Source organism: Pseudomonas promysalinigenes (assembly GCF_014269025.2).
GTDB lineage: Bacteria > Pseudomonadota > Gammaproteobacteria > Pseudomonadales > Pseudomonadaceae > Aquipseudomonas > Aquipseudomonas promysalinigenes.
In genome coordinates this window covers 2,257,202-2,274,821 of sequence record NZ_CP077094.1, presented here as the reverse complement: position 1 = coordinate 2,274,821, position 17,620 = coordinate 2,257,202, and the positions used below count along the sequence as shown (strand labels likewise).

Here is a 17,620-nt window from a genome sequence, read left to right as displayed (position 1 = left end):
GGCATATTGGCATTGATTGTTCCACCAGTGGAACAATCCTTTAGCCAAGTAAATGCTCAAGCACCTTTCGCCCGGCCATAGCTGGGTCCTCCTGCATGAAGCAGTGCCCGCCAGGAACTTGAAGAGCGCTCACCAGCGGGTTGAGGCTTGCCAAGCGCTGCACCGAGCGGGGCACGAACGGATAGGTTTGCCCGCCATAGAGCACCCGCGTAGGCACTTGGATCGAACCCATTTGCGCCCACATGCGTGAAGGGAACGAGCTGAAGATTTCCACCTCCCGGCTGGGTCGACACTTCAGTACCACGCCCTCGCCACAATCGCCGATGGCATGCTCGACATAGGCCTCAAGTGCGGCGTCGCTCCACCCCTTGAAAATGCCCCGCCCCTGTAGCGATACGCGTGCCGACTCCCGGTTCGGCCAATGGCTGCGTCGGCTGGCCGCCTTGCGAGCCAAGGCGTGATGCCGGTGCAGGCCAACCCACGCTGCCGCCCCCATCACGCCCAGCATGCGCCGGCTGAACAACACTGGGTCGAGCAATACCGCGCGCGCGAACAGACCCGGTTCACTGGCCAGCATCAAACCGGTCAACACCCCGCCAAAGCTATGCCCCACGGCGTAACGAGCAACTTCGCCATACTCCCTGCGGCCAGCCTCGAACGCCTCGATAGCCAACGCTGCGCTGCGGTTCCAGCCTAGAAAATCGCCACCATGGTCACTGTCACCATGGCCCTGGACATCACTGAGCCACAAATCGAAGTGGTCGCTCAGGGTCATGAGCAAAGGCTGATAGGCCAGGCAACAAAAGCCATTACCGTGCAGAAAGTGCAGCAGCGGCTTGCCGCTGGCGGGTGAACGCCATCCACGCAAGGTAAAGCCTTCACGGGCCTCGAAGGACCAGGGGATCAACTGCATGGTTTACTGCACCCGATGGTTCATGAAAAGGCCGATTCTACAAACAGCAGGGGATAAAGCGAAATCACCAGCAGCACGGCCATCAGGACATTAAATAGCATCAGCCAGCGAGGATTGTGCAGCAGAGTGCGCAGCGCGCTGCCGAACATCACCCAAACGCCTACGCTGGGTAGGTTGACCAAGGCGAACAGCGCAGCAATCACCAGCACGTTCGTGACGTAGCCCTGAGCCGGCGTATAGGTTGTGATCGCCCCTACCGCCATGACCCAGGCCTTTGGGTTGACCCACTGAAACGCCGCCGCGCCCCAGAAGCTCAAGGGTTTACGGGCACTGGGCGAGTCGGTTGCGAGCGGACCTGAGGTTGCGATTTTCCAGGCCAGATACAGCAGGTACGCCGCCCCGGTATAGCGCAATACGCTGTATAGCGGCGGCCAGGCCTTGAATACCTCGCCCAGCCCTAGCCCAACCGCCAGTACCATCACCATGAAACCCACGCTGATCCCCATGGCATGGGGGATCGAACGCCGCACTCCGAAATTCACCCCCGATGCCAACAACATGGTGTTATTGGGCCCAGGAGTGATGGAAGAGACGAAGGCGAACAGCATAAAGGCGCCGAGTAGATCCAAAGACGCAAACATTGCAGATATTCCAGAATGATGGCGAGTGCTGTCACACTAGTGCAGTTGCCTGATCGGCGACCGATACAGTTAACTAAAATTATGTAGACACACCTTACTGTACCCATTCGAAGCCAAGGAAGCCTTTCATGAGCTTGAGCATTCGCCCCGCCGTTCGTAACGATGCCGCGCAGATCCTTGCGTATATTACCGAATTGGCCGAGTACGAACGCGCGCGTCACGAGGTGGTCGCCACTGTGGCCGACATCGAGAGAACCCTGTTCGACGAGGGGAGCAACGTACACAGCCTTATTTGTGAGCGTGACGGTCAAGCAATCGGTTTTGCCGTGTACTTTTACAGCTATTCGACATGGCAAGGTCGTAATGGCATCTACCTGGAAGACCTTTACATCACGCCCCAGCAACGGGGGGGTGGTGCTGGTCGTGAGGTATTGCGGCACATTGCCCGAGAAGCGGTGGCCAAAGGATGCGGGCGTTTCGAGTGGAGCGTGCTGGACTGGAACACCCCGGCGCTCGAGTTTTATCAATCTCTGGGGGCCGAGCCCCAGGCCGAGTGGGTACGCTACCGGCTCGCCGGCGACAAACTGTTGGCATTTGCACAAGGGTGACCTTCACACTCCGTTGGCCTGGTGTCTCACACGGCGCATCACCATCACCACCAACAGCACATTGGTCAGCGCCAGCAGGATGAGAGCCAACAACACGCCGATGGCGCCGTAATGCTCGAACAGAAAGCCTCCTACCACTGGTGTCACGGCCTGCCCGATCAACGCCGGCCGAGACATCCGCCCCATCAGCAGCACGTACTGGTCTGGCGGCATCAACGCCAGCGGTAGCAGCCCCCGCACGATCGCTCGCAGGCCATTGCCACAGCCAAATATCAGCAAACCCACGGCCGTGGCTGCAGGCACGAATGCCACGATCAGCAGCCCGGCCAGCACCAGGCTGACCCAGGCCAGCGCGGTCCATATCGGGTGACGTTTGCCCGCCAGGATCTGCAATACCCGCGATGCCACCTGGCTGGGGCCGAGCATGGCCGCCAGGCCGATGGCCATCGGCAAAGAGTGCCCCAACCCCTGCAATACCGCCACCAGTTGTACAGCGATAGCGGTCATGATGATCGCGCCGATGGCGAACATACTCGTCAGCATCAGATACAGGCTGCGCTCCACCCCCATTGTGCTCGCCTGGGCTTGCGATCTGGCCGGCAGTTCGACCCTCCCTCCCTCTGGTAGCACCCGCCAATACAGCGGCGCGACCACGACGAGCAGCAGCAGTGCATAGCAGACGCACGTCGCTCGCCAGCCGATGTGCTCGATGCCCAATGCCACCGCTGGCCACGACAGCGTCGAAGCGAAGCCGGCAATCAGCGTGATGCCAGTGATGGCCTTGCCCGCGCCTTCGCCATACAGTCCACCGAGGGTGGCGAACAGTGCTTCGTACAAACCCATGGCCATGCCAATGCCTATTACGGCCCAGGCCATCATAAACCACGCCAAGGCGTGACTGGCGCCCATGATCAACAATCCCAACGCCACCACCGCGCCGCTGGCCGCCATTTGTGGGCGCCCGCCGTAGCGGGCGATCAGCCGGCTGGACCAAGGGGCGACCAGCGCTGAAACCATCAGGCTCAGGGACAGCGCACCGTAGACCCATTGGCTGGGCCAGCCAGTATCGCGGCTGATCGGGTCGGCCATCACGGCCATGAGAAAGAACGAGCCGCCCCAGACCAGAATCTGCAGCATACCGAGCAGAACGATGCCAAAGGGGCCGGGTAAACGCGAATGAGTCTGCAAGGTAAGCCTATGTCAAATGAGGGTGCGAAGGTCTGTGCGGCGGCAATATCATTGCAGAGCTTAACTGCAAGCACGGTCGCATGCCTGGCATCGATAGTAGTCGTGTAGATATCATTGCCCGTGATAATGACCTTCGCTGCGTTCGATTCGTGCGTTGCGCGCAAGACACTCACACTCCGCCCACTACTAATACATTGGCGGAGTTCTCCATGGATCACTCAATCAAACCCTTGCGCTTTCCCCTCGCTGCCCTGGCAGTGGTGGTGATCAGCGCTTGTGGCCGCACCCCTGACGCCGTGCAGGCTCCCGCCGCGCCCAAGGTCAGCGTTGCCAAGGTCATCGAGCAGCCGATCAACGAGTGGGACGAATTCACCGGCCGCCTGGAGGCCCCGGAAACCGTCGAAGTGCGGCCACGCGTATCGGGCCAGATCGACTCCGTGGGTTTCACCGAAGGTGCCCAGGTGAAGAAAGGCGATCTGTTGTTCCAGATCGACCCTCGTCCGTTCCAGGCCGAAGTCCGCCGCCTCGAAGCGCAATTGCAACAGGCCAAGGCGACCGCCATGCGCAGCGCCAACGAAGCCCGCCGTGGCGAACGCCTGCGTGACAGCAATGCCATTTCCGCCGAGCTGGCCGAATCGCGCAGCAGCGCCGCTGCCGAAGCACGCGCTGGGGTCGATGCGATCCAGGCGCAGCTCGACCTGGCACGCCTGAACCTCAGTTTCACCCGTGTCACTGCGCCGATCAGCGGCCGGGTCAGCCGTGCTGAATTCACTGCCGGCAACATCGTCACCGCCGATGTGACGCCGCTGACCAGCGTGGTTTCCACCGACAAGGTGTACGCCTACTTCGACGCCGACGAGCGCGTGTACCTCAAGTACACCCAGCTGGCGCGTGAAGGCCAACGTGGTCAGAGCACCCCGGTGTACTTGGGCCTGACCAACGAAAACGGCAACCCGCACCTGGGCCACATGAACTTCGTTGACAACCAAGTCAACCCGCGCACAGGCACCATCCGTGGTCGCGCTGTGTTCGACAACCGCGACGGCCAGTTCACCCCCGGCTTGTATGCCCGCCTGAAGCTGGTGGGCAGTGCCCAATATGACGCCGTGCTGATCAACGACGAAGCTGTCGGCACCGACCTTGGCAAGAAGTTCGTGCTGGTCATGGACAAAGACAACAAGGCCGCCTACCGCGCCGTTGAGCTGGGGCCAAAGCTTGAGGGTTTACGCATCGTGCGCAGCGGCCTGGCCAAGGACGACCGCATCGTGGTCAAGGGCCTGCAGCGGGTGCGCCCTGGCTCGCCGGTGACCCCGGAAGAAACGCCTATGGCCAGTGAGCAGACCCTGGCTGCTCTGGCCCAGCAGCGCCAGGCCCTGCAAGCCAGTAACCCGGTGCAGAAGGTAGCGGGCTCAACCGATAAAGTCGCCAGCGCCCAGGCGCCACGCGGTTAAAGGACCACACCGATGAACTTTTCGAAATTCTTCATTACCCGGCCTATCTTCGCCGCGGTGCTATCGCTGGTGCTGTTGATCGCAGGCTCGATCTCGTTGTTCCAGTTGCCGATCAGTGAATACCCTGAAGTGGTGCCGCCAACCGTGGTCGTGCGCGCCAACTTCCCCGGCGCCAACCCCAAGGTGATCGGTGAGACCGTTGCCGCGCCACTGGAGCAAGCCATTACCGGCGTCGAGAACATGCTGTACATGTCTTCGCAGTCCACTGCCGACGGCAAGCTGACCCTGACCATTACCTTCGCCCTTGGCACTGACCTGGACAATGCCCAGGTGCAGGTGCAGAACCGCGTCACCCGGACCCAGCCCAAGCTGCCAGAGGAAGTGACACGGATCGGTATCACCGTGGACAAGGCGTCCCCCGACCTGACCATGGTCGTGCACCTGACCTCGCCGGACAACCGCTACGACATGCTGTACCTGTCCAACTACGCCATTCTCAACATCAAGGACGAACTGGCACGCCTTGGTGGGGTCGGCGACGTGCAACTGTTCGGTATGGGCGACTACTCGCTGCGCGTATGGCTGGACCCGAACAAGACCGCTTCGCGCAACCTCACCGCCAGCGATGTGGTCGCCGCCATCCGCGAGCAGAACCGTCAGGTCGCTGCCGGCCAGCTTGGTGCCCCGCCCGCCCCTGGCTCTACCAGCTTTCAGCTGTCGATCAACACCCAAGGCCGCCTGGTCAACGAGGAAGAGTTCGAAAACATCATCGTTCGCGCTGGCGCCGATGGCGAAATCACTCGCCTGAAGGATATCGCCCGGGTCGAGTTGGGCTCCAGCCAGTACGCCTTGCGCTCGCTGCTGAACAATCAGCCGGCTGTGGCCATTCCAATCTTCCAGCGCCCCGGCTCCAACGCCATTGATATCTCCGACGAAGTGCGGGCGAAGATGGCCGAACTGAAAAAAGACTTCCCCGAAGGGATGGACTACAGCATCGTCTATGACCCAACCGTGTTCGTGCGTGGCTCCATCGAAGCGGTGGTGCACACACTGTTCGAAGCCTTGGTGCTGGTGGTGCTGGTCGTGATTCTGTTCCTGCAGACCTGGCGCGCCTCGATCATCCCGTTGATGGCAGTACCGGTTTCGCTGATCGGCACCTTCGCGGTCATGCACCTGTTCGGCTTCTCACTCAACGCCTTGTCGTTGTTCGGCCTGGTGTTGGCCATCGGCATCGTGGTGGACGACGCCATCGTGGTGGTAGAGAACGTCGAGCGCAACATCGGGCTGGGCCTCAAACCCCTCGAAGCCACGCAAAAGGCCATGAGTGAAGTCACCGGGCCGATCATCGCCACCGCCCTGGTACTGTGCGCTGTGTTCGTGCCTGCGGCGTTCATTTCCGGCCTTACCGGGCAGTTCTACAAGCAGTTTGCCCTGACTATCGCGATTTCCACCGTGATCTCGGCGTTCAACTCGCTGACCCTGTCGCCTGCGCTGGCCGCGGTGCTGCTCAAGGACCATCACGCGCCCAAGGATCGTTTCTCGCGCTTGCTCGAGCGGCTGCTGGGTAGCTGGCTGTTCGCCCCGTTCAACCGCTTCTTCGACCGCGCCAGCCACCGCTACGTGGGCGGCGTACGCCGGGTCATCCGTTCCAGCGGCATCGCATTGTTCGTATATGCAGGGCTCATGGGCCTGACCTACCTGGGGTTCTCCAGCACGCCAACCGGTTTTGTGCCGGCCCAGGACAAACAGTACCTGGTGGCCTTCGCTCAGTTGCCTGACGCCGCCAGCCTCGACCGCACCGAAGCGGTCATCAAGCGCATGAGCGAAATTGCCCTTGAGCAACCGGGCGTGGCCGATTCGGTCGCCTTCCCTGGCCTTTCGATCAACGGTTTCACCAACAGCCCCAACAGCGGCATCGTGTTCACTCCGCTCAAACCCTTCGACGAGCGTAAAGACCCGAGCCAATCGGCTGCTGCGATCGCCGCTGCACTGAACGCCAAGTTCGCAGATATCCAGGACGCCTACATCGCGATTTTCCCGCCACCACCGGTACAAGGGCTGGGCACCATCGGCGGCTTCCGCCTGCAGATCGAGGACCGCGGCAACCTGGGCTACGAAGCGCTGTACAAAGAAACCCAGAACATCATCGCCAAGAGCCATGAGGTGCCGGAACTGGCGGGCCTGTTCACCAGCTACCAGGTCAACGTGCCCCAAGTCGATGCCGCCATCGACCGGGAAAAGGCCAAGACCCACGGCGTGGCGATCACCGATATCTTCGACACCCTGCAGGTCTATCTGGGCTCGCTGTACACCAACGACTTCAACCGGTTCGGCCGCACCTACCAAGTCAACGTTCAGGCCGAACAGCAGTTCCGCCTCGACGCTGAGCAGATCGGCCAGCTCAAGGTGCGCAACAACCTGGGCGAGATGATCCCCTTGGCGACCTTCCTCAAGGTCAGTGACACCTCCGGCCCAGACCGGGTGATGCACTATAACGGCTTCATCACCGCCGAGATCAACGGTGCTGCAGCACCAGGCTATAGCTCAGGCCAAGCCGAAGCGGCGATGGAAAAGCTGCTCAAACAAGAGCTGCCCAACGGCATGACCTTCGAGTGGACCGACCTGACCTACCAGCAGATTCTCTCGGGCAACACGGCGCTGTTCGTATTCCCACTGTGCGTGCTGCTGGCCTTCCTGGTGCTGGCCGCCCAATACGAAAGCTGGAGCCTGCCGCTGGCGGTGATCCTGATCGTGCCGATGACCTTGCTGTCGGCTATCACCGGGGTGATCGTATCGGGTGGGGACAACAACATCTTCACCCAGATCGGCCTGATCGTGCTGGTGGGGCTTGCGTGCAAGAACGCCATCCTGATCGTCGAGTTCGCCAAGGATGAACAAGCCAAGGGCCTCGATCCCCTCGCTGCGGTGCTGGAAGCCTGCCGCCTGCGCCTGCGGCCGATCCTGATGACCTCGATCGCCTTCATCATGGGCGTGGTGCCGTTGGTGTTCAGCTCCGGTGCAGGCTCAGAGATGCGCCATGCCATGGGTGTGGCGGTGTTCTCGGGGATGATCGGTGTGACCGTATTCGGCCTGTTCCTGACACCGGTGTTCTTCTTCCTGATCCGCCGCTTCGTCGAGCGTCGCCAGGCCCGCAAGGCCGAGCACGCGCACGTGCTGGAGAACCACGCATGAACCTGCTCAAACCCCTGACGCCCAGCCTGCTGGCGCTGGCCCTGGCCGCCTGCGCGGTCGGGCCGGACTACAAGACCCCCGACACCGAGCCTGCGCGCTTGGACAACAGCAACATGCAAGCCACGGCCCTGGATCGCAGCCGCTTCGAAAGCCTGTGGTGGAAGCAGTTCGACGACCCTGTGCTGAACCAGTTGGTGCAGGCATCGCTGCAGGGCAACCGCGACCTGCGTGTGGCGTTCGCGCGGTTCAAGTCGGCCCGAGCGATCCGCGATGACGCTGCCAACGATCAGCTTCCGGTCGTCACAAGCCGCGCCAGCAGCGAAATCGGCAAAGGCCAGATTCCTGGCCAGACCGATCAACGGGTCAATAGCGAGCGCTACGACCTAGGCTTGGACATGGCCTGGGAGCTTGATTTGTTCGGCCGCATTCAGCGCCGAATCGAAGCCAGCGAAGCCCAGGCAGCGGCGGCCCAGGCCGACTTGCAGCAGCTGCAGGTCAGCCTGATCGCCGAGCTGGTCGATGCCTACGGCCAACTGCGGGGCGCGCAACTGCGCGAAAACATCGCCCAGGCCAACCTCAAGACTCAACAGCAATCGCGGACCATCACCGTGACCCTGCGCGACGCGGGGGTTGGCAACGAGCTTGATGTGGTGCGTGCCGATGCGCGCCTGGCAGGTGTGCAAGCCACGATTCCGCAGTTGCAGGCCGAACAGGCCAGGGCGCGTCACCGTATCGCCACCCTGCTGGGCCAGCGCCCCGAGGCGCTGAGCGTTGACCTGTCGCCCAAAGCCTTGCCGGCTATCGCCAAGGCCCTGCCGGTGGGTGACCCCGGCGAGCTGCTGCGCCGCCGCCCGGATGTGCGCAGCGCCGAGCGCCAGCTGGCTGCGGCCACTGCCAACGTGGGTGTAGCCACCGCCGACCTGTTCCCTCGGGTGAGCCTCAGCGGCTTCCTGGGCTTTACCGCTGCCCGTGGCTCGCAGATCGGCGCTTCGGCCGCCAATGCATGGGCGTTAGGGCCAAGCATCACCTGGGCGGCATTCGATTTGGGCAGCGTAAGGGCCCGTCTGCGTGGCGCCAAGGCAGATGCCGAGGGCGCCCTGGCCAATTATGAGCAACAGGTACTGCTGGCCTTGGAAGAGTCGGCCAACGCCTTCAGCGACTACGACAAGACCCAGCAGCGGCTGATGTCGCTGATGCGCCAGAGCGAAGCTAGCCGCAAGGCCGCAGACCTTGCGTCGGTGCGTTACCGCGAGGGCACCGTGGACTACCTGGTATTGCTCGATGCCGAGCGCGAGCGCCTGAGCGCCGAAGATGCTCAGGCCCAGGGCGAAGTAGAGCTGTACCGCGGCATCGTCGCGATCTACAAGGCCCTGGGTGGCGGCTGGCAACCAGAGACGGTTGCCAGCGTGCGCTGACCCCTGCAGCTTCAACGACTCCTTTGGTTGGTTTTCCCAACCGTTTGCCCCGCCGGCTTAGGTCAGCGGGGCTTTTTTTGTCTCGCCCAGCCACCCTGCAACTTGCAGCTCAAGGCATTCTGCCCCAAGCTTTGCGTTTTCACGGCCATGGACCGCAGTGCCCGATGCCCAGACGCCACAGCTACCTGATCGCCATCCTGCTGCTGATTCTGGTGTTCATCGCCATCGTTTTACTGCGCCGGGGCGATGAGCCCTCTGCGCCAGCGCAACCGCCTTACAGCTACAGCAAGGCGCTGCGCCAGGCACATGATGGCCTGCCAGGTGCAGCCCGAGTGCTGTATCAACAGCTGCGACGCGATGATCTGACGCCGATCCGCCGCGCGGCGCTTTACGCCGAGTTGCCCAATTATCCCTCGCCCCAGGCCCTGCAGCTGGCCCGCCTTGGCTTGGAGAACGATGAACCCTTGGTGCGCCGCGCTGCCATCGCCAGTGTTCGAAGGCTCTTGCAGCCTTCCCAACGCAGCTTGGTACTAGGCCCTTTGCTGGACGATGATGATCAGAGCGTGCGCTTTGCGGCGGTTGACGCCTTGCTCGGCCTCGACCCGGACGCCATTGGCCTTTATTTCGGGCCGTTGCAGAGCGCACTGGAGCAGTACCAGCAGGTGCTGGAAACCCAGCCCGACGATGCGCAAGCCCAGGTGCACCTGGCACGCCTTTATCTGCACGAAAATGATTACGACCAGGCTGCCGCGGCCGTGCAGCGCAGCCTTGCCGTTGACCCCGAGAACCTCGACGCCCTCGCCACAAATGTGCGTTTGCTCGAACGCCAGGGCCTGCATGACCAATCCCGCCAGGTGCTTGCCAAAGCCTTGGCCCTGCGCCCGAACTCAGCATTTCTGCAGTATGAACTCGGGCTGTGGCTGATTCGCCATAATCAGCGTGAGTACGCCCTGCTCGCGCTGTCGCGGGCAGTGGAACTGGAGCCTGGAAACACCGACTACCGCTACACCCTGGCGGTCACCCTGCACGACCTGGAACAACCAGACGCCGCGCAAAAGCAGCTGGAAACCGTGCTCAGCCGCCAACCGGCCAATCGCCGAGCACGGGTGATGCTGATCCAGTACTGGAAGGAGAGCGGCCAGTTACAGAACGTTCAAGTCTTACTGGCTGAGCTGGAGCGCCAGAACCCGGACGACCCCTTCCTGCAAAAAGGCCTGTAGATGCGTTGAACCCTCAGAGAATAGCCATGGTCGAGTGATTATCGGACCATTGAAGGTGACGAGGTCCCCAATCGACCTTGTCGACATCATCAGGAGAATCGCATTGGCCAGTCCGCTGTCGATGGACGAACGTGCTCTGATCCTGGCTCCGCGGCGGCTTGCCAGTAATGCTTCGAAATTGCTGGCCGCTGCTGGGGTGCAATGTTTGTGTGCAAAGGATGTCGCCAAATTGCACAGCTGCCTGTTCGAGGGTGCAGGCGTGGCAATCATTGCCGAACAGGCGCTGGACAGCGAAGCAGCGTTGCTCCTCAAAAGCTTTGTCGACCAGCAGCCGCTCTGGTCGGACCTGACCATCGTGCTTTTGACCCCTACGCCCGAGGTAACTCGCTCAAGCTCTGTGCTAGCACTTGGCAACCTCATACTGCTGGCCGTGCCGTACGATGAACAACACCTGCTTCACCTGATCCGCACAGCCTTGCGAAACCGAAACCGGCAGTACCTGGCCCGGGACCATATCAATGAGCTACAGCAGTGTCTTGATGCGCGCCGCGATGAGCAGCGGGCGGCCGAACAGGCCCGGCAACAGACCCGCAAAATGGAAGCCATTGGCCAGTTAGCTGGGGGTGTTGCGCACGATTTCAATAACCTACTGACCAGCATCGGGGGTAGTTTCGAGCTGATCGAACGGCGCTTGAAGCAACATCGCAGCGATGGCTTGCAAACAATCCTGCAGATGGGCCAGGAAGCCGTGTCCCGCGCAGCAGCACTCACCCATCGGTTGCTGGCGTTTTCGTCCAGGCAGTCGCTGCAAAGCCAGCACATAGATCTGCATGCCCTGCTCGAACCACAGCGGCTTCAGGCCTGTATCGATCCTGGCGTAAGCCTGCAGGTAGAATTGCCGCAAGATCTGTGGCCGGTTCAGGCCGATAGTGAGCAACTGCTGGAGGCAATCACCAATCTTCTGGTCAATGCCTGCGAAGCCATGCCCAATGGTGGCACGGTTAGGATCCAGGCCAGCAACCAGCGTATGGATGCCCATGGCGCTGCCATCATCGCCCTGGAACCCGGCGAATTTACTCGGCTGAGCATCATTGATGATGGTTACGGCATGTCGCAAAGCACATTGGAACACGCCTTCGAGCCTTTCTTCAGTACCAAGCCCGTGGGCCGAGGTATAGGCCTTGGCCTGTCGATGGTCTACGGCTTCAGCAAGCAGTCCCATGGCCAAGTCAAACTGTGGAGTGAGATCGGCCATGGTACTCGGGTCGATCTTTATCTACCTCGCTACCTCGACCAGCAGCAACCTTGCACTACACCTGAACCTTCACCACAGCCCCGTGAAGGTCGACATGTGCTGGTGGTCGAAGATGACCCCCATGTACGCCAACTGCTGTGCCAGGCACTTGAAGATGAAGGCTTCCCTTGCCAGAGTGTGGGCAACGCCACCGAAGCCCTGCAACTGCTGCGTTCAGGCCAGGCGGTCGACCTGCTGTTAAGCGACGTCGGTTTACCCGGCATGAGTGGGCGACAACTGGCAGAGATCGCGCGAACCCTGCGCCCGCATCTGCCAATACTGTTCATCACCGGCTATGCCGAGACGGCCATGGCACGTGAAGGTTTTCTCGCCCCCGGCATGCAATTAGTGAGCAAACCTTTCGAACTCAAGCAGTTGCAGGCTCGAGTGGCAAATATATTGGGCAAACCCTGAGCGCGTTCATTCGCCCAACATAAGCAGCGCTTGGTTCATCAGGCTGGACAACGCGAACGGCTTGAGCAGTAAAGCGGTACCCGGTGCGTTGGCCAATTGCGGTTCCAGTGGCTGGTCATTGAAGCCGGTAATCAACAGGATCTTTTGCTCAGGCCTAGCCATGCGCATCGCCCGGGCCACCTGCCGCCCGCTGAAACCGCCGGGCAAGCCGATATCGGTGATCACCAGATCGAATGGGCCGTGGTGGCGGAAGCGCTCGAGCGCAGACCTGGCATCGTCCGCATCGCAGACATCAAAGCCACGCTCCTGAAGGTACTCCTTCATCACCAGGCGCAGGTTTTCTTCATCGTCCACCAGCAACACGCGCTGCCCATTGGCCCTTGAAACGCTAGGTACAGGCTGCTGAGGGGGCTGGGGAATGTGTTCGAGGCAACGTGGGAACAACATACAGACTTTCATACCCTGATCAGGCTCGGACTCAAGCCAGACATGGCCACCTGACTGGCCGACGAACCCATAGACCATCGCCAGCCCCAATCCGGCTCCATGGCCCATTGGCTTGGTGGTGAAGAAGGGTTCAAACGCGCGCGCCAGGTCAATCTCAGGCATACCGTGGCCATCGTCGCACACGTAGAGTGCGACATAGTCACCTGGGGCAACGCCACGCTCATCGGAAGAAGGCGCCTGCACGCGCGTGTTGATCGTGCGTAACGTGACCAGGCCTCGCCCCAGGCAAGCTTCGCGCGCATTGGCTAGGAGGTTCAGCAGAGCATTCTCCAGCTGCGCGACATCCAGGCAGACGGTCCATGGTAAGACATCCAGTTCCCAGTTCACTCGCATTTCAGCGCCCAGCACCTGGCGTAGCAGCGGCTCCATCGCATTGAGTTCGCGATTGATGTCCAAGGGTTTGGGTGACAACGGCTGATGGCGGGAAAATGCCAGCAAATGGTGGGTGAGCGACATAGCCTTGCTCACCGAATCGTTGGCCATCGACACGTAACGATCGATCTGCTCTAGGCGGCCTTGTTCCATCCGTCGCTGCATCAATTCCAGGCTGCCACTGATGCCCGAAAGCAGGTTATTAAGCTCGTGGGCCATGCCCCCTGCTACGTGGCTGACGGCATCCAGACGCTGACTGGCCCTGACCAGGTTGTCGAGTTGACGCAAGGCATCGTCTTGATCCTGTGACACGTCGCGGCCCACGGCAGTCAGCAACGTGCCGTCGAACGTAGCGGTCCAGCGGAACATACGGTAGTGCCCGTCCTTGTGGCGCAAACGTGTTTCCAGTTGCTCGAGCCCGCGGTCATGAACGAATTCCATCACCGCCACCTCAACCTCGGCCCTGTCGGCAGGATGGACCAATTCCAATATCGCCGTACCCCGCACTTCATCCTCGGCCCAGCCAAGAACGCGCTGCCAAGTTGGATTGACCGCTTGCAACAGCAGGTCGCGGGTCACCACGATCATGGCGTCCCGGGAAAGCTGCCAGATCTGATCGCGGTCGGCCAGAACGCGCTCGATCTGGCGCTCGAACGCCAGCGCTTGTTCACGCCATTTATCATGTGCATCGACACCGGCGCTGGTATCGATGACCGTGTGCATGAAACCTGCCACCTCATGGTCTTCGTCGCGTAGCGGGGTGTAGCTAAAAACGAAACAGGCTTGGCCGCCCATGCGCTTGCGAACGAGCCGCACAGGTTGATTCTCGACAAAGTTCGCCCCTCCATTGAATGCCTCGAACACCCAAGGCCCGATGTTCTCCCAGGCTGTGGCCCAGAGCGTGTCAAAGGCTTGGCCCAGCCCATGGCCATCACCCTCGATCAATGCCAGGTAAGGGTCGTTATGCACCACTGTCATCTCGGCGCCCCAGACCACCGCGCTGGGAAACGGCGAGAGCAGCATCATATCTACGGCTGTGCGCAAAGGTGCCTGCCAGTGCGGCAGCGCCCCAAGTGGAGTGTTATGCCAGTCGAATTGGGCAATCTGTGCAGCCATGCCCGATGGCGATTGCCCCCCAGTGGCCTGCCCCCTGCCCTGCCCCGACGCCTTGTGCGGCCTGTCTTTTGCGAACATCGCTGTGATTCCACCACTGCTGGTTGAAAGTCCGTTTTACGCATCTGCTGGAAAATCCGTCAGCGCATTCACTGCGCGCGAGTGGCGCATGCAGCAGGTGCTGCCTTGAGCATAGAAGCCGTTGCGCAATGGCGCTTGGTACAACGCAAGCTATGCTCAAAAGGTTTACCCGCGCCAAGCAACGCATAGCCTCGAAAGAATGATCAGAGAGCGTGGCGATGAGCAAGAAAATTCTCGTGGTACTGACCAACACGCCTAAATATCCCGTCATTAAACGAGCTACTGGCCTGTGGTTGGGTGAGGCCGTGCATTTTGTCGATGCCGTACTCAAGGCTGGATACCAAGTTGATTACGTGAGTCCTGGCGGCGGTTATGTGCCTATCGACCCCCATAGCTTGCAGATGGCGCCGGAGCTGGACTGGCAATGGTTAGAAGACAAGTCGTTCTTGAATCTTCTAGGCTCAACCTCAAGCCCGGACCAGCTCAAGGCTGAGGATTATTGCGCCATGTATTACACCGGGGGTCACGGGGTGATGTTCGATTTCCCCAACAATCAACCGCTTCAAGGCGTGGCGCGCAAGGTCTATGAAAGCAATGGCATCATTGCCGCAGTTTGTCACGGCGTGGTCGGCTTACTGAACATCAAGCTCAGCGACAACAGCCTGCTGCTCAAGGACCGGCAGGTAACCGGTTTTTCCAATACAGAAGAGAAATTGGCAGAGTTGGACAAAGTCGTGCCTTTTCTCACTGAAAATGAGTTGATCGCACGCGGCGGCCTCTATCACAAAGGCGATGACCCCTGGCAACCGTTCGTGGTTGGCGACGGGAGGTTACTCACCGGGCAGAACCCTGCCTCGACGGCGCTGCTGGCGCAAAAGGTGATTACTGCACTGCAGGCGCAGTGAGTCCTACAGGCGAGCGGCGTAGTTCACGAAGCGGCAAAGGCGTTGGACTACATCCCATGCATCGATTGATTCTTAGGCTTGCCGTTGGGCGGCTCATCTCGAGCTGCTGGGAAATGGGGCTGGACATTCATGTCAAGAATCAAAACTGCAGGGCAGAGTTTGATCGAACTTTTACTGACATTGGCGATAAGTTTGCTGCCGGTGGGCACTGGGCTGATGATCATGTTCTATCAACAAGACAAGAAGCTCGAGGAGACGGCAAGAATCTCGGTTGGCGAAGCCATCTATTCGGTGGACTTGGCACTGGATCGCATCAAGGCATCGGCCACTGCTGCAATGACACTGGCAGGAACCCACTGCGAGAACGCCGAGCCACAATTGATCGACCTGGTAACCCAAGCACCTCACCTACGCTCGCTAGCTTTGACTTCCAACGGGCGACCCTACTGCAACAGCATGAAGGCGCCGTCTGCACCGGATCAAAGCTTCGCCGATGTCAGCTCGCAGTTTCGTTTGATGCTGGACCCTCCTGTAACACCTCACGACATGCTCTTGGTCTATCAGACCACGCAAGAGAACAGAGGAGTCATCGCCACGTCTTATGGCATCCTGCTTCAAAATGAACTGCGCGCTTTTCAAACTGGCCTGACATTGTTGCTGGAGTTCGAAGACCTGTATATCTGGAGCGACGGCGATAGTCGCGACGCGTCCAGGCCCTCACAAGCCGAGTTTTTCCAAGAGGGTGTTTCGAAAAAGTACGGGTACACCGTCAAAGCGGGGTACCCGTCAGGCTACTCGGCCCGGGAAACTCGCCAGACCATGAAACAATTATTCCCATCCCTGGCGCTGGTGGGCATCATCACCGGCGCAATTGCCTACTGGGGCTTGTTCCGGCAGCGTAGCCGCCGCGTGAGGGGCGCCGTCAGCCAGGGCTGACGGCGCAACGCGGTATGCATTCAGTCGGCACTGAGCACGCCACGGCGCACTTGATCGCGCTCGATGGACTCGAACAATGCCTTGAAATTGCCCTCACCGAACCCGTCATCCCCTTTACGCTGGATGAACTCGAAGAAAACCGGGCCAAGTAGCGTTTCCGAGAAAATCTGCAGCAGAAGGCGTTTGTCGCCTGACTCGGAAGCGCCATCGAGCAGGATACCGCGCGCTTGCAGTTGGCCCACTGGCTCGCCGTGGCCAGGCAGGCGTTCTTCGAGCATTTCGTAGTAGGTTTGCGGCGGCGCGGTCATGAAGCGCATACCAAGGCCCTTGAGGGCATCCCAGGTCTTGAGCAGGTCATCGGTCAAGAAGGCCACATGCTGGATGCCTTCACCGTTGAACTGCATGAGGAACTCTTCGATCTGCCCCGCCCCCTTGGACGACTCTTCGTTGAGCGGAATGCGGATCATGCCGTCAGGTGCGGTCATGGCCTTGGACGTGAGGCCGGTATATTCGCCTTTGATGTCGAAGTAACGGATTTCACGGAAGTTGAACAGCTTTTCGTAGAACCCGGCCCAATAAGCCATGCGCCCGCGGTAAACGTTGTGGGTCAGGTGGTCGATGATCTTCAGGCCCGCGCCAACCGGGTTGCGATCGACACCCTCGATGAAATTGAAGTCGATGTCATAGATCGAACTGCCTTCTTCGAAACGGTCGATCAAGTAGAGCGGAGCACCACCAATGCCTTTGATAGCGGGCAGGCGCAACTCCATCGGGCCAGTTTCTATCTCGACCGGCTGAGCCCCCAGCTCCAGAGCCCGGGCATAGGCTTCATGCGCGTTGCGCACGCGGAACGCCATGCCGCACACGGACGGCCCATGCTCGGCCGCGAAATACGAGGCAATGCTCTTGGGTTCGTTGTTCAAAATAAGGTTGATACCGCCCTGGCGATACAGGTGCACATCCTTGGAACGGTGAGTGGCCACCTTGGTGAAGCCCAGTGTCTGGAATACCGGCTCCAGCACCCCTGGCGTCGGCGAGGCGAGCTCAATGAATTCGAAGCCCATCAGGCCCATTGGATTGTCAAAGATATCAGCCATGTTCGTACCCTCATCTGCAGCGAAAATTAAAGAATGCGTAGGATGTGGAACGACAGTGGCGGAGAGCACGGGATACCGCGCACGCTACGCGCGAGGAAGTCACCAATGATCAGCTTGAACCCATGGTATGTCATATGGACCCATTCTCGGCGGGGTTGACCCTTCACGCTGGAAGGACCTTATTGTTGTATTCGTAAATGAATTCTACATGGCGTAAATGGCTTTGTCGCGCATTAGTTAGTCACGCTACCCAGCAAAAGGCTATCCTCAGCT

Annotated in this window: 13 protein-coding genes; 8 read left to right on the top strand and 5 right to left on the bottom strand. The window is 60.2% G+C overall.

Annotation, left to right across the window (positions count from 1 at the left end; all coding sequences use genetic code 11):
• Positions 1-40: 40 nt before the first annotated feature.
• Both HU725_RS10370 and HU725_RS10365 read right to left on the bottom strand, forming a co-directional pair.
• Positions 41-913: an alpha/beta fold hydrolase gene (locus HU725_RS10370; RefSeq protein WP_186477135.1), complete on the bottom strand. Its 873-nt coding sequence runs from the start codon at positions 911-913 to the stop codon at positions 41-43.
• A gap of 20 nt (positions 914-933) precedes the next feature.
• Positions 934-1,554 (bottom strand): LysE family translocator, encoded by a 621-nt coding sequence (locus tag HU725_RS10365; protein WP_060476518.1) that lies wholly within the window; start codon positions 1,552-1,554, stop codon positions 934-936.
• 128 nt (positions 1,555-1,682) lie between these two features.
• On the opposite strand from HU725_RS10365, the gene HU725_RS10360 reads away from it, so the two are divergent.
• Positions 1,683-2,162, top strand: coding sequence for a GNAT family N-acetyltransferase (locus HU725_RS10360; protein WP_186477134.1), 480 nt, complete (start codon positions 1,683-1,685; stop codon positions 2,160-2,162).
• Between the two features lie 3 nt (positions 2,163-2,165).
• Here HU725_RS10360 and HU725_RS10355 read toward each other — a convergent pair whose 3' ends face one another.
• A complete protein-coding gene (locus tag HU725_RS10355; RefSeq protein ID WP_186477133.1) occupies positions 2,166-3,299 on the bottom strand; it encodes an MFS transporter in 1,134 nt (377 codons plus the stop codon).
• A 260-nt stretch (positions 3,300-3,559) separates the two neighbouring features.
• On the opposite strand from HU725_RS10355, the gene mexE reads away from it, so the two are divergent.
• From mexE to HU725_RS10330, 5 genes are all read left to right on the top strand, one after another.
• Positions 3,560-4,801: a multidrug efflux RND transporter periplasmic adaptor subunit MexE gene (mexE, locus tag HU725_RS10350; RefSeq protein WP_186477132.1), complete on the top strand. Its 1,242-nt coding sequence runs from the start codon at positions 3,560-3,562 to the stop codon at positions 4,799-4,801.
• Positions 4,802-4,813: 12 nt separating this feature from the next.
• Complete coding sequence (locus tag HU725_RS10345) at positions 4,814-7,993, top strand: efflux RND transporter permease subunit (RefSeq protein WP_060476522.1); 3,180 nt, start codon at positions 4,814-4,816, stop codon at positions 7,991-7,993.
• Positions 7,990-9,408 carry an efflux transporter outer membrane subunit gene (locus HU725_RS10340; RefSeq protein ID WP_186477131.1) on the top strand — a complete coding sequence of 473 codons (1,419 nt, stop codon included), beginning with the start codon at positions 7,990-7,992 and terminating at the stop codon, positions 9,406-9,408. The genes HU725_RS10345 and HU725_RS10340 overlap by 4 nt, the downstream gene beginning before the upstream one ends.
• Positions 9,409-9,572: 164 nt before the next feature.
• A complete protein-coding gene (locus HU725_RS10335; RefSeq protein WP_186477130.1) occupies positions 9,573-10,628 on the top strand; it encodes a tetratricopeptide repeat protein in 1,056 nt (351 codons plus the stop codon).
• Positions 10,629-10,731: 103 nt separating this feature from the next.
• Positions 10,732-12,336, top strand: coding sequence for a response regulator (locus HU725_RS10330; protein ID WP_186477129.1), 1,605 nt, complete (start codon positions 10,732-10,734; stop codon positions 12,334-12,336).
• 6 nt (positions 12,337-12,342) lie between these two features.
• Here HU725_RS10330 and HU725_RS10325 read toward each other — a convergent pair whose 3' ends face one another.
• A complete protein-coding gene (locus tag HU725_RS10325) occupies positions 12,343-14,409 on the bottom strand; it encodes a hybrid sensor histidine kinase/response regulator (RefSeq protein WP_437180324.1) in 2,067 nt (688 codons plus the stop codon).
• A gap of 218 nt (positions 14,410-14,627) precedes the next feature.
• Between HU725_RS10325 and HU725_RS10320 the strand changes: the two genes are divergently transcribed.
• The gene (locus HU725_RS10320) at positions 14,628-15,314 is read left to right on the top strand and encodes a type 1 glutamine amidotransferase domain-containing protein (protein ID WP_186477128.1); all 687 of its coding nucleotides are present in this window, start codon (positions 14,628-14,630) and stop codon (positions 15,312-15,314) included.
• A gap of 216 nt (positions 15,315-15,530) precedes the next feature.
• The gene (locus HU725_RS10315) at positions 15,531-16,250 is read left to right on the top strand and encodes a CSS-motif domain-containing protein (protein ID WP_225915528.1); all 720 of its coding nucleotides are present in this window, start codon (positions 15,531-15,533) and stop codon (positions 16,248-16,250) included.
• A gap of 20 nt (positions 16,251-16,270) precedes the next feature.
• On the opposite strand, the gene hppD is transcribed toward HU725_RS10315, so the two are convergent.
• The gene (gene hppD / locus HU725_RS10310) at positions 16,271-17,347 is read right to left on the bottom strand and encodes a 4-hydroxyphenylpyruvate dioxygenase (protein ID WP_060476529.1); all 1,077 of its coding nucleotides are present in this window, start codon (positions 17,345-17,347) and stop codon (positions 16,271-16,273) included.
• Positions 17,348-17,620 lie beyond the last annotated feature (273 nt).